We start from the raw sequence: 22,466 nt of genomic DNA, 5'->3' as shown, positions 1-22,466 counted from the left end.
CCGGGCCAGCGCGACCCCGCGTTCGCTCCCCGCCGACCCGGACAATTCGCGCCGATATCTGATGCCGGGAACGGAAACCAGGGACTGAGTATCAGCCGGAACCGGGTGGTCCAGCAAGATCAGCACTTGTGTCCCTGTCGATTCGCGGGCACCGCGGCCCACTCGTCCAAGGCGTTCCGCCATGAACTGGTAATCGCCCACACCTCCCCGGAATCGTCAACCCGCGGAATGCTCTGGAGAAACGATCCAGATCAAATTGGTTCAGCGACAGAGACTTTCAAGCCAGGAATGCCCGCCCGGCAACACATGTCACGAAATGGACGACTGGTCTTCCGTCGGCCCCGCCGACGCCGGGGTCACCAGTCCCGACTCGTAGGCCGCCACCACCAGTTGGGCGCGGTCCCGGGCGGCGAGCTTGCCCATGATGCGGCTGACGTGCGTCTTCGCGGTCAGCGGGCTCAGGCTCAGCGCCTCGCCGATCTCCGCGTTGTTCAGGCCGCGGCCGACCAGGGTGAGGACCTGACGTTCGCGTTCGGACAGGGTGGCGAGGGCGGTGGCCGGCGGGGCCGACAGGGGTGGGGCGGCGGGCAGGCGCAGAACGCGGGCGATGAGGCGGGCGGTGGGGCCGGGGGACAGCAGGGCCTCGCCGGCTGCCACGGTGCGGATGGCGTCCAGGAGTTCGGCCGGGCGGGTGTCCTTGACCAGGAAGCCGGAGGCGCCCGCGCGCAGCGCCTCCACGATGTGTTCGTCGGTGTCGTACGTGGTCAGGGCCAGGACCCGGACGTCCGCGAGGTCGGGGTCCCGGGCTATGCGGCGGGTGGCCTCGATGCCGTCCAGGTCGGGCATACGGATGTCCATGATGACGAGGTCGGGGCGGGTGGCACGCGTCTGTGCCACGGCCTCGCGCCCCGTGCCCGCCTCGGCCACCACCGTCATGTCCTTGGCCGAGTCCACGAGCATGGCGAACGCGGCGCGGACGAGGGTCTGGTCGTCCGCCAGCAGGACCTTGATCGGTGCGCCCTCCGGCCGCGTGTGCCGCGTGAGCCCCGTGGTGGTCATGGCTTCTCCTCGTGATGCGAGCCGGCGTCCAGTGGGAGCAGCGCGGTGACCTGGAAGCCTCCGGTCTCGTGCGGCCCGGCGTCCAGGGTGCCACCCACGCTGCGGGCGCGCTCCCGCATCCCCGCGATGCCGAAGCCGCCGCCGGTGGGCTGCTCGGCCGGTCCGTGGCCCGGGCCGGTGTCGGTGACCGTGACGCGCAAGGCGCCGGGCGGCAGGGTCCGTTCGACCCGCACCCGTATCCGTACGTCGGGGCCCGCGTGCCGTACCGCGTTGGTGAGGGACTCCTGGACGATGCGGTACGTGGCGGCGCCGACCGCGGCGGGTACGGGGGCGGGCTCCGGGTCGCCGGGGAGGACCGCCAGGTCGACCTCCGCGCCGGCCGCCCGCGCGGTGGTGGCCAGGTCCGGCAGGCCGTCGAGGTGGGGCAGCGGGTCCCGGCCGTCGCCGCCGGGGGCGTCCCCGGCTCTCAGCACCCGCAGGGTCGTGCGCAGTTCGGCGCGCGCGTCGCGGCAGGTGTCGGCGATGCCGTCGAGTGCCGTGGCGAGCGCGGCGCGGTCGAGCCGCTCCGGATCGGCGATCAGCACGTGGGCGGCGACGGAGGTCTGGACGCCGATGAGGGTGATGCTGTGCGCGAGCAGGTCGTGCAGGTCGCGCGCGATCCGCAGCCGTTCCTCGGCGACCCGCCGGGCCGCCTCCTCCTCGCGGGTGCGCTCGGCGCGCTCGGCGCGCTCCACGATGGCGGCGATGTACCGGCGGTGGATACGGACCGCGTCCCCGAGGACCACCACCGCCAGTACCCAGCCGGAGCTGCGCAGCATGTCCACGCCCGCGTGCGGTGTCTCACCCGTCGCCATGGTCGTGACCATGATCCCGATGACGGTGCCGACGGTGAGGTACGCGCGCAGCGGCGGCCCGATGACGGCGAGGGTGAAGACGGCGACCATCCCGGCGGGGACGACGGCGAGGTGCACGTTGTCCATGGCGTGGTACGGGCCGACGAGCAGGACGACGGCGACGGTGACGAGCATGGGACTGCGGCGGCGTTCGACCAGCGCCGTGGCGCTGGCCACGAGCAGCAGCCAGCCCAGGATTCCGGGGCGGTGCCCCTCACTCTCCGGGAGGACCGACGCCAGGACGCACTGGAGGGTGAGCACGGCGGCGGCGAGCACGGCGTCGGTCCGCGTACGCGCGTGCGCGCCGCCGCGGGAGCTGCCGTGCAGGACCCGGAGGGCCCTGTCCAGCGCCCCGCGCGGCCAGGACGGTGCGGATTCGGTCGTGGGCTGGGCGGTCACCGCCCCATCCTCCGCGACGGCACCGGGCCCGCGCCATGCGCCCCTACGCCCGTCAGCCTCCGGTCCCGCCCCTGTACACGCGTCAGTCCGCGTGTGCCCATCGGCCCGCGTGCGCGCACCGCCGCCCGTACGCGCACCGGAGCCGGTGAGCGTACGGGTCGGCGGGGCGTCAGGACGGTCCCTCACCGGGCTCCGGTCCGGTCGGCCACCGGGCGCGGGCCGGTCGCGGTCGCGGGTTCGCCCGGGGCCGCGGTCGCGGCTTCGCCAGGCGCCGCATCAACCTCGGTCGCGGGTTCGCCCGGCGCCGCGTCAGCCTCGGCCGCGCGGACCCCCGTACCGCGCGCACCGGCGCCGCGGAACAGCGCGCCCGGCCACCACACCCACCGCCGCAGCAGCAGGCTCGCCGACGTCACCAGATAGGTCCGTACGAGGAACGTGTCCAGCAGCACGCCCACCGCGATGACGAAGCCCATCTCGACCATCATCACCAGCGGCAGCGTCCCCAGGACCGCGAAGGTCGCGGCCAGCACCACGCCCGCGGAGGCGATGACCCCGCCGGTGGTGCGCAGCGCGGTGACCGCCGCCTCCGGGACGTCGGCGCCGCGCAGCGACTCCTCGCGCATCCGGTGCATCAGGAAGATGCCGTAGTCGACGCCGAGCGCGACCAGGAAGACGAAGGCCAGCAGCGGCAGCCCGGAGTCCATGCCGGGGAAGCCGAAGACCGGTTCGAACACCATGCCGCCCAGCCCCAGCGCCGCGCCCCACACGGCGACGACGGCGGCGACCAGCATCAGCGGGGCGACCAGAGAGCGCAGCAGCAGGACGAGGATGAGCAGGACGGCGGCCAGCACGAGGGGGACGACCACGGCCCGGTCGCGGGAGTTGGTCTCCGCCAGGTCGAGCTTCTGCGCGCTGGGGCCGCCGACCAGCGCCTCGGCCCCGTCGATCCGGTCGAGTCCGGTGCGCAGCCTGCGGATCGTGTCCAGTTCGGCCGCCGTCTCGGGGGCGTCCGCGGCGACCACGGAGATCTCGGTCCAGCCGCCGCCGCTTCGGCCGCGCTCCGCCCCCGCGACCCCGTCCGTCGTACGGGCCCGTCGCAGCGCCTCGTCGGCGTGGTCGGTGCGGGCGAGTACGTCGATCGGCTGGCTGCCGCGCTCGGGGTAGGCGTCGGCGAGGGTCTCCATCGCGGACACGGACTCGGGCTTCTTGGTGAAGGTGTCCTCGTCCTTCAGGTCGCCCGGCAGGTTGAGGACGCCGAGCGAGAGGGCGCCCAGGAGCACCGCGCCGCCGGCCAGGACCGCGCCCGGCCGCCGCCCGGCGGAGTTCCCCATGGCGGCGAACAGGCTGCGCCGGGTGCGCGGTTCGCTGCCGTACGCGGGGATCAGCGGCCAGAACACGCGTCGGCCGCACAGCACCAGCACGGCGGGCAGCAGCGTCGTCATGGCGGCGAGCGCGCAGACGACGCCCACCGCGCCTACCGGCCCGAGTCCGGCGCTGCTGTTGAGGTCGGCGGCCAGCAGGCACAGCAGACCGGCGGTCACGGTGCCCGCGGAGGCGAGAACGGCGGGGCCGCAGCCGCGCACGGCGGCGCTCATCGCGTCGTACGGGCGCGGGTGGCGGCGCAGTTCCTCGCGGTACCGGGCGACGAGCAGCAGCGCGTAGTCGGTGCCCGCGCCGAAGACCAGGACGGTCATGATCGACGCGCTCTGGGTGGTGACGGTGAGGTCGAAGCCCTGGACGAGGGCGTAGACGACGGCCCGCGCGGTGAGGGCGGCCACGCCGACGACCAGCAGCGGAACGAGCCACAGGAACGGGCTGCGGTAGGTGAGGATGAGCAGCACCGCGACGACGGCGACGGTGGCGATCATGAGCGTGCCGTCTATGGACTCGAAGACCTCCTTGGCGTCCGAGCCGAGCGCGCCGGGGCCGCCGACCTCGACGCTCAGCCCGTCCGGGTGCCGGTCGACCGCGGCCCGGATGTCGTCGACGGCCTCGGTGCGCTGGTCCTCCTCGGGCAGCCCGGTCAGCGACAGCGGGTACATCAGCGTCGCGCCGTCCTTGGCCGGGATGCCGCGCGGACGGCCGTCTCCGGCCGGGCCGGCCAGCTCGTAGGTGCCGGCGATGCGGTCGGTCTGCTCGCGGGCGGTCTGCCGGTCGGCGGCGGTCAGCCCGCCGTCGCGGTGGTAGACGATGACCAGGTCGGTGGACTCGCCACCGGGCAGGGCCTCCTGGACCTTCGCGACCTGGGTGGAGTCGGCACCGGCCGGGAGGTAGTCGACGGCCTTGTCGCGCTGGACATCGGCGAGCTTTCCGGCGAAGGGCAGGGCGAGGGCCAGCACGGCGATCCACAGGGCGAGGAACGCCCAGGGCACGGTGGTGGCCCGTCTGCTGGGCGCGCTGGGTGTCTTCATGCGCACCAGACTTCCGGGCGGCGGGACGCGGATCGTCGGGCCGGCGAGGGAGATCGCCGCTACTGCCCCGGATGCCCGGCGGGACCGGTTACTCCCCGGGGAGTACGCCCGGCCGCGGGCGCGGCACGGTCGCGGGCGGCCGCGACCGGTCCACGCGTCCCGCGCGGCCGACCGCCGTCCCGTGACCCCGTGGCCCCGTCGCCCCGTGGCCTCCTGGTCCTTACGACGGCGTGCGGATGGCCGCCAGCAGCCGTTCCGTGTCGTCGGGGCAGATCGACAGCGCCCGGCCCACCGTCTCCAGCACCGCGCGCTCGGCGGGCCGGTACGGTCCGTCGGCGACGGCGATCCGCGCGCCCTGGAGCAGGATGCTCTCCCGCCCGGCCGGGGCCAGATGCGGCGCCAGCGGCTCCAGGGCCTCGTGGAGCTCTATGGCCAGCGCGGTGCCGCACGGGTCGAGGGGCCCGGCTCCGACCCCGGGGTTCTGGGCGCACATACCGGGCAGCCGGCCGGTGTCGGCGGCGAGCGCCTCGATGAGGGCGAGCAGCTGCTCCTCGCTGCAGTCGGCGAAGCCCGCGGCGCGCACCGCGCCGACGGCGGCCTGCCGCACCGGGCGGGCGTCGGTGCCGCCCGCGGCGAGCACGGCGAGCGCCACGGTGTGCACGGCGTCCCGCAGCATCGCGGAGAACCGGGTGGTGGTGGGGTGGTCGAGGGCCTCGGTGCCGAACCGGCTCCGGCACGAGGTGCACTCCACGACCGGCGCGACCTGGCCGCGCGGCAGCAGCGGGATGCCGAGGACCACGATGCGGCGGCGGCCGGTCCGGCGGCGGTAGTTGCGGTCACCACCGCATCCGGTGCAGAAGAACTCGCCGTCGCCGACGGTCCTCCAGAGCGTGCGGACACCCACGACGCACAGGTCGCGGGTGTGCCGGCTTTCCGCGTGCACCACGTCGCACCTCCATCACGATTCGGCAACGTCGCCGCGTTGACGTGATGTTAGCCACATCGTTGTTGTGCCGTCAGTACCCCGTACGGAGACAACAGGCCAAACGCCGGGCCCCTGCTCGCCGGACGCGGCGGGCAGGAGCCCCGTACGAGTGAACGCCGGTCGGCGCACCGGGTTAACGGAGCGGACCCTCGGCCGGCGTCGCGGGCGTCAGCGCTCCGACCGGTTGACCGCCGACACGACGGCCTTGAGCGAGGCGCGCGTGGTGTTGGCGTCGATGCCCATGCCCCACAGCACCTTGCCGTCGATCGCGCACTCGATGTACGAGGCGGCCTGGGCGCTGGCGCCCTCGCTCATCGTGTGCTCCTGGTAGTCCAGCAGCCGGGCGTCGACGCCGATGGCGGCCAGCGCGTCGAAGAACGCGGAGATCGGACCGTTGCCGGAGCCGGTCAGCACCGTCGGGACGCCGTCCACGACGGCCTCGACGGTCAGCGTGTCCGTGCCGTCGGTGTCCGTGGTGGTCTGCCCGGTCCGCAGCTGGATGCGGCCCCATCGGGCCTCGGCGTTGTCCGGGTTCGGCAGGTACTCGTCCTGGAAGATGTCCCAGATCTGGGCCGGGGTGATCTCGCCGCCCTCGGCGTCGGTCTTGGCCTGAATCGTCTTGGAGAACTCGATCTGCATCCGGCGCGGCAGGTCCAGCTTGTGGTCGTTCTTCAGGACGTAGGCGATACCGCCCTTGCCGGACTGCGAGTTGACCCGGATGACCGCCTCGTAGGACCGGCCCACGTCCTTGGGGTCGATCGGCAGATAGGGGACGGCCCACTCGATCTCGTCGACCGTCCTGCCCTGCTTCTTCGCCGAGGCCTCCATGGCCTCGAAGCCCTTCTTGATGGCGTCCTGGTGGGAGCCGGAGAAGGCGGTGTAGACCAGGTCGCCCGCGTAGGGGTGGCGCGGGTGGATCTCCATCTGGTTGCAGTACTCGGCGGTACGGCGGATCTCGTCGATCTGCGAGAAGTCGATCTGCGGGTCGACGCCCTGGCTGAACAGGTTCATGCCCAGGGTGACCAGGTCGACGTTGCCGGTCCGCTCGCCCTGCCCGAACAGGCAGCCCTCGATCCGGTCGGCGCCCGCCATGACGGCCAGCTCGGCGGCGGCGACGGCCGTGCCCCGGTCGTTGTGCGGGTGGACCGACAGGCAGATGTGCTCGCGCCGCGACAGGCGGCGCGACATCCACTCGAAGCGGTCGGCGTGCGTCGACGGGGTGGAGCGCTCCACGGTGGCGGGCAGGTTGAGGATGATCTCGCGCCCCTCCTCCGGCTGCCAGACGTCCATGACGCCCTCGCAGACCTCCAGCGCGAAGTCCAGCTCGGTGTCGGTGAAGATCTCCGGGCTGTACTGGTAGCCGAAGGCGGTCTCGTCACCCAGCAGCTTGTCGGCGTACTCCATGACCAGCCGGGTGCCGTCGACCGCGATCTGCTTGACCTGCTCGCGGGAGCCGCGGAAGACCACGCGGCGGAAGACCGGGGCGGTGGCGTTGTACAGGTGGACCGTCGCCCGGTGCGCACCGCGCAGGGATTCGACGGTCCGCTCGATCAGTTCCTCGCGCGCCTGGGTCAGGACGGAGATCGTCACGTCCTCGGGGATCGCGCCCTCTTCGATGATCGACCGTACGAAGTCGAAGTCGGTCTGGCCCGATGAGGGGAAGCCGACCTCGATCTCCTTGTAGCCCATCCGTACGAGCAGGTCGAACATCTCGCGCTTGCGGGCCGGGGACATCGGGTCGATCAGCGCCTGGTTGCCGTCGCGCAGGTCGGTGGAGAGCCAGCGGGGGGCGGCGGTGATGCGCTTGTCCGGCCAGGTGCGGTCGGGGATGTCGACGGCCTCGTACCGGCCGTACTTGTGGATCGGCATCCCGGACGGCCGCTGAGTGACGGTCACGGCGGTGACGGGCGTGGGGCGGCCGACGGTGTTCTCAGGCGTGGAGGTCATGATCTGCGCGGGCTCCTGTCGAAAGGGCTTCGACGGCCGACGGTGGGCAACACCGGACTCCGCGGGGAGGGGGTCGGCCTCTGACTACAGGCCCTCGCCGCGGCAGCTAAGGAGAAGCAGCCCGAAACGCATGATGTGCAGCACGATAGCCGAGTGCGCCGAGGGATGGTCATCGCGTTTCAGTATGCGGGATGGCTGTCGGTTACGGCTCAAAAGTGATGGACCACTCGAATTCAGGAATCCCTGATGTGAGCAGTGACACTCCGGTCACGCGATGCCACATTGCGTCGTATGGATGACACCGACGCCACATGCAATCCGGTCTTCTGCACGATCGTCCCGCCGCACGTGCTGGACAAGCTGTCGCAGGCCGACGACCCCGTCCTGCACGAGCCCGCCCGCCGCACCCTGGAGCGGGACGCGGTGCACCGCACCCGCCGCCGTACCACCGTGCTCGCCGACCACGGGCCCTTCGCGACCGCGCCCGCCGACGGGCCGAAGCGCACCGTCTACGACGCCCAGCACACCGAGAACCTGCCCGGGAAGAAGGTGCGCGGCGAGGGCGACGACGCCTCCGGCGACGAGACCGTCAACCGCGCGTACACCGGGCTGGGCGCCACGTTCGAACTGTTCCTGTCCGGGTACGGGCGCCACTCCATCGACAACGCCGGGCTGCCGCTGGACGCCACCGTCCACTACGGCGAGAACTACGGCAACGCCTTCTGGGACGGCCAGCAGATGGTCTTCGGCGACGGTGACGGGGAGATCTTCCTCGACTTCACCATCCCGGTCGACGTCATCGGCCACGAGCTGACGCACGGCGTCACCCAGCACACCGCCAACCTGGAGTACTCCGGCCAGTCCGGCGCGCTCAACGAGTCGATGTCCGATGTCTTCGGCTCGCTGGTCAAGCAGCACGCGCTCGGCCAGACCGCCGCCGAGGCGGACTGGCTGATCGGGGCCGGGCTGCTCGCCCCGCGCGTCAACGGCAAGGCCCTGCGGTCGATGAAGGAGCCGGGCACGGCGTACGACGACGACGTGCTGGGCAAGGACCCGCAGCCCGGCCACATGGACGACTTCGTGGACACGAGCGAGGACAACGGCGGGGTGCACATCAACTCCGGCATCCCCAACCACGCCTTCTACCTGCTCGCCGACGCCCTCGGCGGCCACGCGTGGGAGCGCGCCGGACAGATCTGGTACGACGTGCTGACCGGCGGCGAGCTGGCCGCGAACGCCGAGTTCACCGACTTCGCCCAGCTCACGGTGGCCGCCGCCGCGGCCCGCTACGGCGAGGGCGACGAGCAGCGGGCGGTGCTCGAGGCGTGGCGCGCGGTGGGCGTTCCGGCCGAGTAGGCACGTACGAGCGGCGGGGGCGCCGGGACGGAGTGAGGATGGAGCCATGCGAATCACCGTGATCCGTTCCGGCGGCTTCGCCGGCATCACGCGCCGGGCCGAGCTGGACACCACCGGCCGGCCCGACGCCCGCCATGTGGAGGCCCTGGCGCACCAGGCCCTGGAGACCGACCAGGGCGCGTCGCCGCGCGGCGTTCCCGACGGCTTCCGTTACGAGATCACCGTGGACGGCCGTACGGCGCACTGCGCCGACCCGCGCCTGAGCGAGGCCCAGCGCGAGCTGGTCCGTACGGTGCTCAAGGAAGGCGCGTGACCCCGGGCCGGAACGCGGGCCGGAACGCGGGCTAGAAGCCCAGCTTGCGCAGCTGCTTGGGGTCGCGCTGCCAGTCCTTGGCGACCTTCACGTGCAGGTCGAGGAAGACGGGGGTGCCCAGCAGCGCCTCAATGTGCTTGCGCGACTTGGTCCCGACCTCCTTCAGGCGCCGGCCCTTGGGGCCGATGATGATGCCCTTCTGGCTGGGGCGCTCGATGTACACGTTCGCGTGGATGTCGAGCAGCGGGCGGTCGGCGGGGCGGTCCTCGCGCGGCAGCATCTCCTCGACCACCACGGCGATGGAGTGCGGGAGCTCGTCCCGTACGCCCTCCAGCGCCGCCTCCCGGATCAGTTCGGCCACCATGACCTGCTCGGGCTCGTCGGTCAGGTCGCCCTCGGGGTAGAGCGCCGGGCTCTCCGGCAGCATCGGGACCAGGAGGTCGGCCAGCAGGCCCACCTGGTTGTCGCCGACCGCCGAGACCGGGACGATCTGCGCCCACTCGATGCCCAGCTCCTGGCCGAGCCGGTCGATGGCGATCAGCTGCTCGGCGAGCCGCTTGGAGTCCACCAGGTCGGTCTTGGTGACGATCGCGACCTTCGGGGTCTTCTTGATCCCGGCCAGCTCGGTGGCGATGTAGCGGTCGCCGGGACCGAGCTTCTGGTCGGCGGGCAGGCAGAAGCCGATCACGTCGACCTCGGCCCACGTGGTCCGCACGACGTCGTTGAGGCGCTCGCCGAGCAGCGTGCGGGGCTTGTGCAGCCCGGGGGTGTCGACCAGGACGAGCTGGGCGTCGGGGCGGTGCACGATGCCGCGCACGGTGTGCCGGGTGGTCTGCGGCCGGTTGGAGGTGATGGCGACCTTGGTGCCGACCAGAGCGTTCGTGAGGGTGGACTTGCCCGCGTTGGGGCGGCCCACGAAGCAGGCGAATCCCGCGCGGTGCGGGGCGTCGGTGCCACCGGGTGCGGCGGACTCGGAGGATTGCGGGGTACGAGCGCTCATGGCGCCCATTGTCCCTGATCCACGGCGGGCTCCCTCCCCCATGGCCTGAACGGCATGGGAGGTGCCCCCACGCTCGCGCCCGGGCGGGGTCCGCTCACGCCCGGGCAGTGCCCCCACCCGTGCCCGGGCGGGGTCCGCTCACGCCTGGACGGTGCCGCGCAGCGCGCCGTCCGGGCCCGCCAGCAGCACGGGCGTGCCGGGGCCGCCCAGGTCCCGTACGGCGGCGCGGTCCTCGTCGGAGACGGACTCGGCGGCGGAGACCACGGCGGCGGCCTCCAGGGAGGTGGCCCCGCTGGCGACGGCCATCGCGACGGCGGTGCGCAGGGCGCTCAGCCGCAGCGAGTCCAGCGCGACGGTGCCGGCGACGTAGGTGCGTCCGGTCTCGTCGCGCACCGCCGCGCCCTCGGGGACGCCGTTGCGGGCGCGCGTGGCACGGGCGAGCGTGATGATCTTGAGGTCTTCCGCGTCCAGCGGGGCAGCTTCGCTCATGGGGATGAGGATATGCGGGCGCGCCGACGGCCGCGGAGGCGGTCAGCCCGCCACCGAGTACATGCGGTCGCGCCGCCCTTCGGGCGAGGTGAGCCGCTCCAGCTTGGCCGCGGTGTCCGTGTCCGGCATGGGGTTGTGCAGCACGATCGTCAGGTCCGGGCGGGCCGGGACGCGCAACTGCGTGCTCTCGAAGAACATCGCGCCGACCCTGGGGTGCTCCAGCTCCTTGGGCAGCTGGCCACCGGCCTGTACGTCTCCGCGCGCCCACAGCACGGCGAACTCCTCGCTCAGCTCGGCGGCTTCGGCGATCACCGCCGCGAAGCCCTCGTCGTCCGGGTGCTCGGAGCAGGCGGCGCGGAACTGGGCGACGACCACCGGCGCGATCCGCTCCCAGGTCTTGGCACGCGCCCGGTAGACGGGGTCCGCGAAGAAGGTGACCAGGCAGTTCTGCGGCATCTCGGGCCGGAAGCCGAGGACCAGCGTCGCCGCCTCGTTGTACGCGACCACGTTCCAGTACCGGTCCATGATGTGCGCCGGGAACGGCATCCAGCCGTCGATCAGCCGGTGCAGCCCGTCGCACAGGTAGTCGGTGTCGTACTCGGACTCCGGCTGCGGCGGGTTCAGCCCGGCCAGGACGTACAGATGGCGGCGCTCGGTGCCGTCGAGCCGCAGGACGCGGGCCACGGCGTCCAGCACCTGCGGCGAGACCGTGATGTCCCGGCCCTGCTCCAACCACTGGTACCAGGAGGCGCCGACACCGGCGAGGACGGCGACCTCCTCACGGCGCAGGCCCGGGGTGCGGCGCCGGGCCCCGCCGTCGGGCAGGCCCGCGTCGGTGGGGCTGACCCGTGCGCGGCGGCTCATGAGGAACTCCCGCAGTTCCTGCCTGCGCCGTGACTTCGCGCTCGTGGCGACGGTCTCTGCCACTCTCTCCCCTTCTTCCGCGCTGACTGGTGGTGCGGCCACCAGGATAAGTTCCCGCTCCCCACACCCTTTTCGGTCGTCAGAACCTGTGGAGCATGGCGATCGATTCCCCTGCTGTTCCCGACACGGGCCCCGCACCGGCCCCTTCCCCCTCCGACTCCCCCGCCCCCGTGCGGATGTCCGCGCGGGCCAAGCTGATCCTGATGGTGCTGTGCGCCGCGCAGTTCATCGTCGCGCTGGACTTCTCGATCCTGAACGTGGCGCTGCCCGCGCTCGGCGCCGACCTGGGCATGGGGCAGACCGACCTCCAGTGGGCCGTCACCGCGTTCGCGCTCCCGTCCGGCGGCTTCCTGCTGCTGTTCGGCCGGATCGGCGACCTGTACGGGCGGCGCAAGCTGTTCCTCGCCGGGCTGGCGCTGTTCGCGCTGTCCTCGGTGCTGGCCACGTTCGCCTGGAACCCGGCGGCATTCCTGGCCGGGCGGGCGCTCCAGGGGCTGGGCGCGGCAGTGATCGTGCCGACCGGCATGTCGCTGCTGACCACGACGTTCGCCGAAGGCCCGGAGCGCGAGCGGGCGCTGGGCATCAGCGGCACGCTCATGTCCCTGGGCTTCACCGTCGGCATGGTGCTGGGCGGCGGGATGACCGACACCCTCGGCTGGCGCTCCACGATGGGGCTGCTGGCGGTGGCCGCCGTGCTCATACTGGCGCTGGCGCCGGGTCTGCTGCCGGAGTCCCGGACCCCGGACCGGCCGCGGCTGGACCTGCCCGGCGCGGTCACCGTCACCGGCGGTCTGCTCGCCCTGATCTACGCCCTGTCGACAGCGGGCGAACGCGGCTTCGGCGACGCCGACGTGCTGGTGACGCTGGTGCTGGGCATCGCGCTGCTGGTCGCGTTCGTGATCGTGGAGTCCCGTACGGAGCAGCCGCTGGTCTCGCTGCCCATGCTGCGGCGGCGCACGGTGGCGTGGGGCAACGTCGGCGGCCTGGTGACCATCTCGATGATGACCACGGTGGTCTTCGTGCTGACGCTGTACCTCCAGGAGGTGCTGGAGCTGTCGTCGTTCGAGACCGGTCTGGTCTTCGGTGTGCAGGGGGTGGCCTCGGCCGTGGCGGGCTCGTACGCGCCGAAGGTGATCGGCCGCTTCGGCGCCCACCGCACCCTGGTCGGCGGGCTGCTGGGCCAGGGCCTGTTCGGGGCGGCGCTGCTGGGCGCGGGCTCCGCGAGCTGGTCGGTGTGGCCGGCGACGGCCGCGCTGTCGCTGGCGAGCATGTTCCATCTGTGCGCGATCGTCGCCTACGGGGTGACCGTCACCTCCGGTGTCCGGAACGAGGAGCAGGGGCTGGCGACAGGGCTGGTCACCAGTACGCAGCAGGTGGGCATCACCATCGGCATCCCGCTGCTGGGCGTGCTCGCGACCACGGGCGACAGCCTGCTGTCGGGCGTGCGTCTGGTGCTGGGGGTGGACGCGGCGATCGTGGTGGTCGCGGCGCTGCTGATCGGCGCGGGCCTGCGCCGCCGCTCCGACTCCGCGTGACCGCCCGTACGGGGGCGTCCGGACGCCCCCGTACGGCTCGCCTACGCGCGGTCCAGGCGCAGCCGTTCCGCCTTCGGCAGGCCCGCCACCACCAGGTCGTACGAGTCCTCGATCAGCTCGCGCACCATCCGGTCCGGCAGGGTGCCGTCCACCGTCACCGTGTTCCAGTGCCGCTTGTTGAGGTGGTAGCCCGGGGCGATCGCCGCGTGCGCCGCGCGCAGCCGGATCGCCTCGTCCGGGTCGCACTTCAGGGCCACCCGCAGGGGTTCCTCGTCCAGCGCGCAGAAGGCGAAGATCTTGCCGCCGACCTTGAAGGTCGACAGCTCGGGCGCGCCCGGGAACGGGAAGTCCTCGACGGCGCCGTTCTGGTCGAGGCAGTACGCCTTCAGTTCCTGCGGTGTCACGCTCGCCCCTCCTGCCGTGTCACGCTGCCGAGTCCTCCCCCTGCTCGACGGCGTGCGGCACCGGCTCCACCAGCACCGTGACGATCTTGTTGCGGCGGCCCGCCGGGGACTCCGCGGTCAGCCGGAGCGCCGCCAGCTCCGGGTGCGGGTTCTCCTCGGTCAGCGGGACCTCGGCGGTGGCGCCCGCGATCGGCACCCGGCCGAGGAACTTGGCCAGCAGTCCGCCGACGGTCTCCACGTCCTCGTCGTCCAGCTCCAGCCCGTACAGCTCGCCGAGGTCGCCGACGTCCAGCCGGGCCGTCACCCGGTACCGGTCCTCGCCCAGTTCCTCCACCGGCGGCAGCTCCCTGTCGTACTCGTCGGTGATCTCGCCGACGATCTCCTCCAGGATGTCCTCGATGGTGACGATGCCCGCCGTGCCGCCGTACTCGTCGATGACGACGGCGACGTGGTTGCGCTCCTGCTGCATCTCGCGCAGCAGGTCGCCCGCGTTCTTGGTGTCGGGGACGAAGGTCGCCGGCCGCATCGCCGTGGAGACCAGCTCCGCCTCGGCGTCCCGGCTGATGTGGGTCTTGCGGACCAGGTCCTTGAGGTAGACGACGCCGACCACGTCGTCCTCGTTCTCGCCGGTCACCGGTATCCGGGAGAAGCCGGAGCGCAGCGCGAGGGTGAGGGCCTGGCGGATGGTCTTGTAGCGCTCGATGACCACCAGGTCGGTGCGCGGCACCATCACCTCGCGCACGAGCGTGTCGCCGAGTTCGAAGACCGAGTGCACCATCCGGCGCTCCTCGTCCTCGATCAGCGACTCCTTCTCCGCGAGGTCGACCAGCGCGCGCAGCTCCGCCTCGGAGGCGAACGGCCCCTTGCGGAAGCCCTTTCCGGGGGTGAACGCGTTGCCGAGGAGGATCAGCAGCTGCGGAATCGGGCCCATGATGCGGGCCAGCGGCAGCAGGACGTACGCGGCGGCGGTCGCGGTGTTCAGCGGGTGCTGGGCGCCGATGGTGCGCGGGGAGACCCCGACGGCGACATAGCTGACCAGCACCATCACGCCGATCGCGATGGCCAGCGCCTCCCAGGTCACGTCGAAGGCGCGGACGCAGGCGTAGGTGACGAAGGCGCCCGCCGCCATCTCGCAGGCCACGCGGACCAGTAGGGCGACGTTGAGGTAGCGGGTGGGGTCCTCGGCGACCGCCATCAGCTTGGCGCTGCCGCGCCGTCCGGACCGTACCGCCTCCTCGGCGCGGAAGCGGGTGGTGCGGGCCAGGCCGGCCTCGGCGCAGGCGGCCAGCCAGGCGACGACCACCAGCAGGACGGCCGCCGCGATCAGTTGGCCGGTCATCGCGTGGTGGGGGCCGGAGAGGGGCCTTCGATGCCGCGCTCGGCGCGCCAGCCGTCGATGATGGCGGCCTGGAGGCCGAACATCTCGGCCCGCTCGCCCGGCTCCTCGTGGTCGTAGCCGAGCAGGTGGAGGACGCCGTGCACGGTCAGCAGCTGGAGTTCCTCGTCCATGGAGTGGCCGGTCGGCGCCTCCTCGCCCTGCCGCTTGGCGACCTCCGGGCAGAGCACGATGTCGCCGAGGAGCCCCTGCGGGGGCTCCTCGTCGTCCTTGGCCGGCGGACGCAGCTCGTCCATCGGGAAGGACATGACATCGGTCGGACCCGGCAGGTCCATCCACTGGATGTGCAGCTGCTCCATGGCGTCGGCGTCGACGACGATCACCGAGAGCTCCGAGAGCGGGTGGATCCGCATCCGGGCCAGGGCGTAGCGGGCGACGTCCAGGATCGCCCGCTCGTCGATGTCCGTACCGGATTCGTTGTTGACGTCGATCGCCATGGTGCTGTGCTACTGCTTCCCGTTGCGGCTGTCGTACTGCTCGTACGCGTCGACAATACGGCCGACCAGCTTGTGCCTGACGACATCGGAGCTGGTGAGCATGGAGAAGTGCACGTCCGGGACGCCGTCCAGGATCTCCCGCACCTGTCGCAGTCCGCTCTTCGTACCGCCGGGGAGGTCGATCTGGGTGACGTCTCCGGTGATCACGATCTTGGAGTCGAAGCCGAGCCGGGTGAGGAACATCTTCATCTGCTCGGGGTTCGTGTTCTGCGCCTCGTCGAGGATGATGAACGCGTCGTTGAGCGTCCGGCCGCGCATGTACGCCAGCGGCGCGACCTCGATCGTCCCGGCGGCCATCAGCCGCGGGATGGAGTCGGGGTCGAGCATGTCGTGCAGCGCGTCGTACAGCGGCCGCAGATACGGGTCGATCTTCTCGTAGAGCGTGCCGGGCAGGAAGCCGAGACGCTCGCCCGCCTCGACCGCGGGCCGGGTCAGGATGATCCGGTTGACCTGCTTGGACTGCAGGGCCTGGACCGCCTTGGCCATGGCCAGATAGGTCTTGCCGGTACCGGCGGGGCCGATGCCGAAGACGACCGTGTGCTTGTCGATCGCGTCGACGTACCGCTTCTGGTTGAGGGTCTTGGGGCGGATGGTGCGGCCGCGGTTGGAGAGGATGTTCTGGGTGAGCACCTCGGCGGGGCTCTCCGGGGCGCCCGTCTCGCCGTTCTCCGCTGCTCGCAGCATGGCGATCGAGCGCTCCACCGCGTCCTCCGTCATCGGTTGTCCGGTGCGGAGCACCAGCATCATCTCGTCGAACAGGCGCTGGACCAGAGCGACTTCCTTGGGGTCTCCGGTCGCGCTGACTTCATTGCCCCGTACATGGATATCGGTCGACGGGAACGCCGTCTCTATGACGCGCAGCAGCGAGTCCCCGGAACCAAGGACCGTGACCATGGGGTGCTTGCTCGGGACCGTGAACTGGGCGTGCGACTGCCGTCCTGTGGGTGTCTGCGTCATGGGCCGGCTCTGGGGCCTGCTCAACCTCCTCGCGCAGGTGTCAGCCTGCTCGGCGTCCTTGTAGGTCAAGGGTACGACGGGGCACCGACAAGACCCGAGCGCTTTTCCGGGGTTCCCTCAGGCCTGCCGGAAGCCGATGGTGGGGACCGCCCGGCGCAGCGGCCACGGGCGCGGGGCCGTGGGGACGAGCCCGTCGAGGAAGTCGTAGCGGTGCAGCGCCGACGGGTCCTGGGCGGCCGCCGCGTCCCCCGGGGTGCCCGCGTACGCCTTCATGTGCTGCCACCAGGCCGCGACCTCGGCCCAGCCGGGCGCGGACAGCGAGCCGCCGAACTCCTGCACCGACAGGGCGGCGGTCAGCCCGGCGAAGGCCAGCCGGTCGGCGAGCGGCCAGTCGGCGAGGGTGCCGGTGACGAAGCCGGCCATGAACACGTCCCCGGCGCCGGTGGGGTCCAGCGCCCGCACGGCGATGGCGGGCACCTCGGCGGTCTCGCCGGTGCGCCCGTCCACCGCGTACGCGCCCTCCGCGCCGAGCGTGACCACGGCCAGCGGCACCCGCTCGGCCAGGGCGCGGGCGGCGGCCCGCGGGCAGTCGGTGCGGGTGTAGCGCATCGCCTCGACGGCGTTGGGCAGGAACGCCTCGCAGTGCTCCAGGTCGGCGAGGTCGGCAGGGTCCCAGCGGCCGCTGTCGTCCCAGCCGACGTCGACGAAGATCCGGCTGCCGCGCCGCGCGGCGTGGCCGATCCACTCCTCACGGTGGCCGGGGACCAGGGAGGCCACGCAGGCGCGGGCCGGCGGCGGGCACTCGGGCGCGGCCTCGCCGTCGAAGGCGGACTCCGGCGGCGGCGCCTCGTGCCCGTGCGAGACCATCGTGCGCTCGCCTTCGTACGCCATGGAGACGGTCACCGGGGAGTGCCAGCCGGGCACGGTGCGCGACAGGGTCAGGTCGATGCCCTCGCCCCGGTCGAGGGCGTCGCGGCAGTAGTCGCCGTACATGTCGTCACCGAAGGCCGCGGCGAGGGAGGTGCGCAGGCCCAGCCGGGCCAGCGCGGTGGCCATGTTGGCGACGCCGCCGGGGCTGGAGCCCATCCCGCGCGCCCAGGTCTCGGTGCCGCGGACGGGCGCGGAATCCAGTCCGGTGAAGATGATGTCCAGGAAGACCGTCCCGGTCAGATAGACGTCGCAGGGCGGGTCGGCGGGGGTCCTCAGGGCGGCCAGGGGGTCCAGGAGGGCAGCGTCGGCGGTGGGCTGCTGGCCGTCGTGTGTGGTCACCGTGTGCTCCCCGGTCGTTCCCTGACTCTCATCCTTCATCATCGCGATGCGCCTTGTGTTCAGTGTGACGGCAGCATGTCACCTGTGTCGCTCAACACGCTTGCGCACCAGGGGCTTTGCGGTCCACTCTGGCATCCCCCGAAACACCCCGAAGGGGTTCCCCTTGGCAGAACAGACGGCGCTGAGCTCCTGCGGGCAGCGGGTGAGCGTGACGGCGGTGACCGCGCACCCGGAGGAGATCCAGCACGTGCGGCGGCAGGCGAACGAGCGGCTGCGCCAGTGGGGCCATCCCAAACAGGTACGGCAGGTCGTCGCCCAGGGCATCAGCGAGCTGCTGACCAACGTCCACAAGCACGTGGGCCACGGCGCGCCGTGCACCCTGACCCTCACCGAGCGCCCCGAGGGCGTGCTCGTGGAGGTGCACGACGACAGCCCGCGGATGGCGGTCCCGGCCGAGGTCGCGTGGGACGCCGAGACCGGCCGCGGGCTGATCCTGCTCCAGGCGATGGTGGCCGCGTTGCGCTCGGAGCCCGCGCCCACGGGGAAGGTGGTGTCGTTCCTCGTCACCCGGCTGCCGGAGGAGGAGCCGGACGACGCCTGGGCAGCGGGACCCGCATGAGGTCGCGGGCGACGGTGAGTTCGCCGTCGAAGCCCGCCACGCGCGCCTGGCGCTCGAACTCGGCGGGGTCGCCGTAGCGCTGCGAGAAGTGGGTCAGCACCAGGTGCCGTACGCCCGCCCGCACCGCGACCGAGGCGGCCTGTCCCGCCGTGAGATGGCCGTGCTCGACGGCGAGCGCCTCGTCCTCGTCGAGGAAGGTGGACTCGATGACCAGCAGGTCGCAGTCCTCGGCCAGGGCGTGGACGCCCGCGCAGAGCCGGGTGTCCATCACGAACGCGAACCGCTGGCCGCGCCGCACCTCGCTGACCTCGTCGAGGGTGACCGTGCGCCCGGCCGCCGCCACGGCCCCGGTGCGCTGCAGGCGGCCGACGTCGGGTCCCGAGATGCCGTACGCGGCCAGCGCCTCCGGCAGCATCCGGCGGCCGTCCGGCTCGATCAGCCGGTAGCCGTAGGACTCGACCGGATGGGAGAGCTTGCGGGCTTCGAGGACGTAGCCGGAGGTCTCGGCCAGCGTGCCGTCCTCCGTCACCGGGTGCTCGCCCACGTCGACCGTCTCCCGGTAGGCGGTGGCGTACCGCAGCCGGTGGAAGAACCGCCGCCCGCTGGCCGGGTAGTGGGCGGTCACCGGGTGCGGAACCCGGTCGAGGTTGATGCGCTGGATCACCCCGGCCAGGCCCAGCGAGTGGTCGCCGTGGAAGTGCGTGATGCAGACGCGGTGGATGTCGTGCGCGGCGACGCCGGCCCGCAGCATCTGGCGCTGGGTGCCCTCGCCGGGGTCGAAGAGGATGCCCTGGCCGTCCCAGCGCAGCAGATAGCCGTTGTGGTTGCGGTGCCGGGTGGGGACCTGGCTGGCGGTGCCCAGGACGACCAGTTCTCGTACGGACAACGGACTTACCCGGGCGGCCAGTTGAAGCCGCGGCCGCCGAGGACGTGCGCATGGGCGTGGAAGACGGTCTGGCCCGCGCCCGCACCGGTGTTGAAGATGATCCGGAAGCCGGTGCCGTCGACCTTCTCGTCCGCGGCGACCTCGCCGGCCTCCCGCAGCACGTCCGCCGCGATGGCGGGCTCGGCGGCCGCCAGGGAGGCGGCGTCGGGGTGGTGCACCTTGGGGACCACCAGAACGTGGGTGGGCGCCTGCGGGTTTATGTCGCGGAAGGCGAGGGTGGTCCCGGTCTCGCGGACCACGGTCGCCGGCACCTCTCTGGCCACGATCTTGCAGAACAGGCAGTCGGCCTGCGGTTCTCCCGCCACCGGTTGGCTCCTCGGGTCGTCGGTTCCTACGGTGACGGATGCTACCGGGACGTAGCGGATCATGGCGCGCCACGGCGTGCCCGGGCCGGATCGTGGGCAACGATCGCCGCCCGGACCCCGTCGTGGGCACCCGTCGCCGCCCGGGTCGGCTCGGGACGACCCGGGCGGCGCGGCGGCGCTGTCAGAGGCGCACGGGGTAGGAGGCGTGCTTGGTCGGGCGGCGATCGGTGTCCCGGTCGGGGTCCTTGTCGCAGTCGCCGATGACCTTCGCGTGGAAGACCTGGCGGCCCGCCACTTTCCCCTTGAGGTCGCCCTTTACACACCGGCCTTCGCGCACGAAGGTGACGATGCCGGTGACCCGGATGTCGGCTCTGCGCTTCTTCCCGGCCAGGCCCTCGCAGTCGATGGACACCTCGCGGACCGGGGGCCTGGACTCCCGCTTGCCGGACCTGGGCTTCTTCTCGTCGCCCTTGGCGTCACCGGTGCATCTCATCCAGCGCACGTCGATGCCGCCCTTCTCCAGCGCCTTGGTGGCGACCCGGTCCGTGGTGTACGCGGCGCGGACCGCGCTGAGCCCACGGTCGGAACCGCCTTCGCACGCCGACAGGCCGCCGACGGTCACGACGACCGCCGCGATCACGGGCAGCCGCGCGCCGCGCCGCCGCAGAGTCCTCCATACCCCCATGACGATCAGGCTGCCATCGGCGGTGGCGGCGGGGAAGACCGTCTTCGGCCAGGCTCAGGATGCGGCCAGGCCTAGGTTGCGGCCAGGCCTAGGTTGCGGCCAGGCTCAGGACCAGCGGCCCGTGCGCCCGAGCAGCAGCGCCGTCGCCGCCGTCCCCGCCGTCGAGGTGCGCAGCACGCTCGCCCCCAGCCGGTACGGCTTCGCGCCCGCCTCGGCGAAGAGCGCCAACTCCTCGGGCGAGACCCCGCCTTCGGGCCCCACGACCAGCACGATGTCGCCGTCGGCGGGGAGTTCGGCGGTGGCCAGCGGCGCGCCGCCCGCGGCGCGGTCCTCGTGGAGGACGGCCGCGAAGTCCGCCCGGGCGAGCAGCGCGGCGACCTGCTTGGTGGTCATCGCGTCCGCGACCTCGGGGAACCGCACCCGGCGGGACTGCTTACCCGCCTCACGGGCCGTACTGCGCCACTTGGCCAGCGACTTGGCGCCCCGGTCGCCGCGCCACTGGGTGACGCAGCGGGACGCCGCCCACGGCACGATGGCGTCGACGCCGGTCTCGGTCATCGTCTCCACGGCCAGCTCGCCCCGGTCGCCCTTGGGCAGCGCCTGGACGACGGTGATACGCGGTGCCGGCTCGTCCTCGACGGCCGCGCGGGTCACCTGGACCACCAGCCGGTCCTTGCCCTCGGCGAAGAGCACCACAGCCTCGGCCCAGCCGCCGTGCCCGTCGGTCAGGACGATCTCCTCACCGGGACGCAGCCGGCGCACCGAGACGGCGTGCCGTCCCTCGGGCCCGTCCAGGACGAACTCGCCGTTGCCCGGCACGGTCTCGACGACGAAGACGGGAGCGGTCACGAGACCACACCGCCCCGCGGCTGCGCGACGGTGGCCACCGCCTGGTCCAGTTCGGCGGCCAGCACCTCGACCAGGCGGGCCGCGGGCATCTCGCGGGCCAGCCGGTGGCCCTGCCCCGCCCACAGCGCCATGCCCTGCGGGTCGCCCGCCTTGGCCGCCGCCTTGCGCAGCCCGGAGGTGAGGTGGTGCACCTGGGGGTAGGCGGCGGGCGCGTACGGGCCGTGCTCGCGCATGAAGCGGTTGACCAGGCCGCGGGCCGGGCGGCCCGAGAAGGCGCGGGTCAGTTCGGTCCGGCCGAACAGCGGGTCCGTCATCGCCCGCTTGTGGAGCGCGTGGGCACCGGACTCGGAGCAGACCAGGAAGGCGGTGCCCAGCTGGGCGGCGGTCGCGCCCGCCGCCAGCACGGCGGCGATCTGCGCTCCGCGCATCAGCCCGCCGGCCGCGATGACCGGGATCTGCACGGTCTCGCGGACGGTGGTGAGCAGGGACAGCAGCCCCAGGCCCGCCCCGGTGCAGTCGGCCTGCGGGTCGTCCCGGTGGGTCCCCTGGTGACCGCCCGCCTCGATCCCCTGCACGCAGACGGCGTCCGCGCCGGCCCACTGCGCGGCCTGGGCCTCGGCGGGCGAGGTGACGGTGACGACGGTACGGGTGCCCGCCTTGGCGAACGCGTCGAAGACCGCCCGCGAGGGGCAGCCGAAGGTGAACGAGACCACCGGTACGGGGTCGTCCAGCAGGATGGCGAGCTTGACCTCGTACGCGTCGTCGCCGCCCGAGTCGGGGTCGCCGAGCGGGGTCTCGTACCAGGACGCCTCTCCGGCGAGCTGCTCCTTGTAGACCTCTACGGCGGCGGGGTCGGCGGTGAGCGGCTGCGGCATGAACAGGTTCACGCCGAAGGGGCGGTCGGTGAGCCCGCGGAGCTGTTTGATCTCCTGGTACATCGCCTCCGACGTCTTGTAGCCCGCGGCGAGGAAGCCGAGGCCACCGGCATCGGAGACGGCTGCGGCGAGCTTGGGGCAGGAGGCGCCACCCGCCATGGGGGCCTGCACGATCGGATACCGAAAGAGATCGGTCAGCGCGGAGGACATGAACACATCGTGTCACGTCGGCGGCACCGAGCAGTACCGGCCTCGGGCGCGTCGGCGCCCGGCGGCCGGACAGGCACCGGTTCGCCCTATTCGCCCCCGGACCCGGTCCGGGGGCGGCCAAGCGGAGCCTGGCGGGGAGCCGC

General features: G+C 72.5%; 22 protein-coding genes. 4 read left to right on the top strand and 18 right to left on the bottom strand.

Features of this window, described 5'->3' with window-relative positions:
- Positions 1–309 precede the first annotated feature (309 nt).
- From ACQUSR_RS23260 to leuA, 5 genes are all read right to left on the bottom strand, one after another.
- Positions 310–1,059, bottom strand: coding sequence for a response regulator (locus ACQUSR_RS23260; protein ID WP_431044538.1), 750 nt, complete (start codon positions 1,057–1,059; stop codon positions 310–312).
- Complete coding sequence (locus ACQUSR_RS23255; RefSeq protein ID WP_431044537.1) at positions 1,056–2,351, bottom strand: sensor histidine kinase; 1,296 nt, start codon at positions 2,349–2,351, stop codon at positions 1,056–1,058. The genes ACQUSR_RS23260 and ACQUSR_RS23255 overlap by 4 nt, the downstream gene beginning before the upstream one ends.
- A gap of 182 nt (positions 2,352–2,533) precedes the next feature.
- Positions 2,534–4,762: an MMPL family transporter gene (locus tag ACQUSR_RS23250; protein WP_431044536.1), complete on the bottom strand. Its 2,229-nt coding sequence runs from the start codon at positions 4,760–4,762 to the stop codon at positions 2,534–2,536.
- Between the two features lie 220 nt (positions 4,763–4,982).
- Positions 4,983–5,708, bottom strand: coding sequence for a TerB family tellurite resistance protein (locus ACQUSR_RS23245; protein WP_431044535.1), 726 nt, complete (start codon positions 5,706–5,708; stop codon positions 4,983–4,985).
- 207 nt (positions 5,709–5,915) lie between these two features.
- Positions 5,916–7,694, bottom strand: coding sequence for a 2-isopropylmalate synthase (gene leuA, locus ACQUSR_RS23240; RefSeq protein ID WP_431044534.1), 1,779 nt, complete (start codon positions 7,692–7,694; stop codon positions 5,916–5,918).
- Between the two features lie 291 nt (positions 7,695–7,985).
- Here leuA and ACQUSR_RS23235 point away from each other — a divergent pair, with 291 nt between their 5' ends.
- Both ACQUSR_RS23235 and ACQUSR_RS23230 read left to right on the top strand, forming a co-directional pair.
- On the top strand, positions 7,986–9,050 hold the full coding sequence (locus ACQUSR_RS23235) for a M4 family metallopeptidase (RefSeq protein WP_431044533.1): 1,065 nt from the start codon (positions 7,986–7,988) through the stop codon (positions 9,048–9,050).
- Between the two features lie 46 nt (positions 9,051–9,096).
- Positions 9,097–9,363 carry a protealysin inhibitor emfourin gene (locus ACQUSR_RS23230; RefSeq protein WP_431044532.1) on the top strand — a complete coding sequence of 89 codons (267 nt, stop codon included), beginning with the start codon at positions 9,097–9,099 and terminating at the stop codon, positions 9,361–9,363.
- Between the two features lie 31 nt (positions 9,364–9,394).
- Here ACQUSR_RS23230 and era read toward each other — a convergent pair whose 3' ends face one another.
- The 3 genes from era to ACQUSR_RS23215 all read right to left on the bottom strand — a co-directional run bounded on the left by era (position 9,395) and on the right by ACQUSR_RS23215 (position 11,716).
- Entirely contained in the window at positions 9,395–10,372 is a 978-nt protein-coding gene (era, locus tag ACQUSR_RS23225; RefSeq protein WP_431044531.1) for a GTPase Era, read from the bottom strand.
- A gap of 129 nt (positions 10,373–10,501) precedes the next feature.
- Complete coding sequence (locus tag ACQUSR_RS23220) at positions 10,502–10,852, bottom strand: cytidine deaminase (protein ID WP_431044530.1); 351 nt, start codon at positions 10,850–10,852, stop codon at positions 10,502–10,504.
- A gap of 42 nt (positions 10,853–10,894) precedes the next feature.
- On the bottom strand, positions 10,895–11,716 hold the full coding sequence (locus ACQUSR_RS23215; RefSeq protein ID WP_431047788.1) for a helix-turn-helix transcriptional regulator: 822 nt from the start codon (positions 11,714–11,716) through the stop codon (positions 10,895–10,897).
- A gap of 155 nt (positions 11,717–11,871) precedes the next feature.
- On the opposite strand from ACQUSR_RS23215, the gene ACQUSR_RS23210 reads away from it, so the two are divergent.
- Positions 11,872–13,311 (top strand): MFS transporter, encoded by a 1,440-nt coding sequence (locus ACQUSR_RS23210; RefSeq protein ID WP_431044529.1) that lies wholly within the window; start codon positions 11,872–11,874, stop codon positions 13,309–13,311.
- Between the two features lie 41 nt (positions 13,312–13,352).
- Here ACQUSR_RS23210 and ACQUSR_RS23205 read toward each other — a convergent pair whose 3' ends face one another.
- From ACQUSR_RS23205 to ACQUSR_RS23185, 5 genes are all read right to left on the bottom strand, one after another.
- Entirely contained in the window at positions 13,353–13,715 is a 363-nt protein-coding gene (locus ACQUSR_RS23205) for an MmcQ/YjbR family DNA-binding protein (protein ID WP_431044528.1), read from the bottom strand.
- A gap of 19 nt (positions 13,716–13,734) precedes the next feature.
- Positions 13,735–15,054, bottom strand: a complete 1,320-nt coding sequence (locus ACQUSR_RS23200) for a hemolysin family protein (RefSeq protein WP_431044527.1) — start codon at positions 15,052–15,054, stop codon at positions 13,735–13,737.
- Positions 15,051–15,548 carry an rRNA maturation RNase YbeY gene (ybeY, locus tag ACQUSR_RS23195; RefSeq protein ID WP_431044526.1) on the bottom strand — a complete coding sequence of 166 codons (498 nt, stop codon included), beginning with the start codon at positions 15,546–15,548 and terminating at the stop codon, positions 15,051–15,053. Before ybeY ends, ACQUSR_RS23200 begins: the two co-directional genes overlap by 4 nt.
- 9 nt (positions 15,549–15,557) lie before the next feature.
- Complete coding sequence (locus ACQUSR_RS23190; RefSeq protein WP_431044525.1) at positions 15,558–16,565, bottom strand: PhoH family protein; 1,008 nt, start codon at positions 16,563–16,565, stop codon at positions 15,558–15,560.
- 117 nt (positions 16,566–16,682) lie between these two features.
- Positions 16,683–17,834 (bottom strand): PfkB family carbohydrate kinase, encoded by a 1,152-nt coding sequence (locus ACQUSR_RS23185; protein WP_431044524.1) that lies wholly within the window; start codon positions 17,832–17,834, stop codon positions 16,683–16,685.
- 163 nt (positions 17,835–17,997) lie between these two features.
- On the opposite strand from ACQUSR_RS23185, the gene ACQUSR_RS23180 reads away from it, so the two are divergent.
- A complete protein-coding gene (locus tag ACQUSR_RS23180; RefSeq protein ID WP_431044523.1) occupies positions 17,998–18,453 on the top strand; it encodes an ATP-binding protein in 456 nt (151 codons plus the stop codon).
- Here the strand turns inward: ACQUSR_RS23180 and ACQUSR_RS23175 are convergent.
- From ACQUSR_RS23175 to ACQUSR_RS23155, 5 genes are all read right to left on the bottom strand, one after another.
- A complete protein-coding gene (locus tag ACQUSR_RS23175; RefSeq protein ID WP_431044522.1) occupies positions 18,398–19,339 on the bottom strand; it encodes a ribonuclease Z in 942 nt (313 codons plus the stop codon). The genes ACQUSR_RS23180 and ACQUSR_RS23175 overlap by 56 nt on opposite strands.
- 5 nt (positions 19,340–19,344) lie before the next feature.
- Positions 19,345–19,704, bottom strand: coding sequence for a histidine triad nucleotide-binding protein (locus tag ACQUSR_RS23170; protein WP_431044521.1), 360 nt, complete (start codon positions 19,702–19,704; stop codon positions 19,345–19,347).
- A gap of 181 nt (positions 19,705–19,885) precedes the next feature.
- Positions 19,886–20,389: a hypothetical protein gene (locus ACQUSR_RS23165; RefSeq protein WP_431044520.1), complete on the bottom strand. Its 504-nt coding sequence runs from the start codon at positions 20,387–20,389 to the stop codon at positions 19,886–19,888.
- A 105-nt stretch (positions 20,390–20,494) separates the two neighbouring features.
- Positions 20,495–21,238, bottom strand: a complete 744-nt coding sequence (locus ACQUSR_RS23160; protein ID WP_431044519.1) for a 16S rRNA (uracil(1498)-N(3))-methyltransferase — start codon at positions 21,236–21,238, stop codon at positions 20,495–20,497.
- Positions 21,235–22,323, bottom strand: a complete 1,089-nt coding sequence (locus ACQUSR_RS23155; protein WP_431044518.1) for a nitronate monooxygenase — start codon at positions 22,321–22,323, stop codon at positions 21,235–21,237. The genes ACQUSR_RS23160 and ACQUSR_RS23155 overlap by 4 nt, the downstream gene beginning before the upstream one ends.
- Between the last annotated feature and the right edge of the window lie 143 nt (positions 22,324–22,466).

This window comes from Streptomyces sp. P1-3 (assembly GCF_050613155.1).
Classification (GTDB): domain Bacteria; phylum Actinomycetota; class Actinomycetes; order Streptomycetales; family Streptomycetaceae; genus Streptomyces.
Note: the sequence above shows the minus strand (reverse complement) of the source record. Positions and strands in the feature narration are given on the sequence as shown.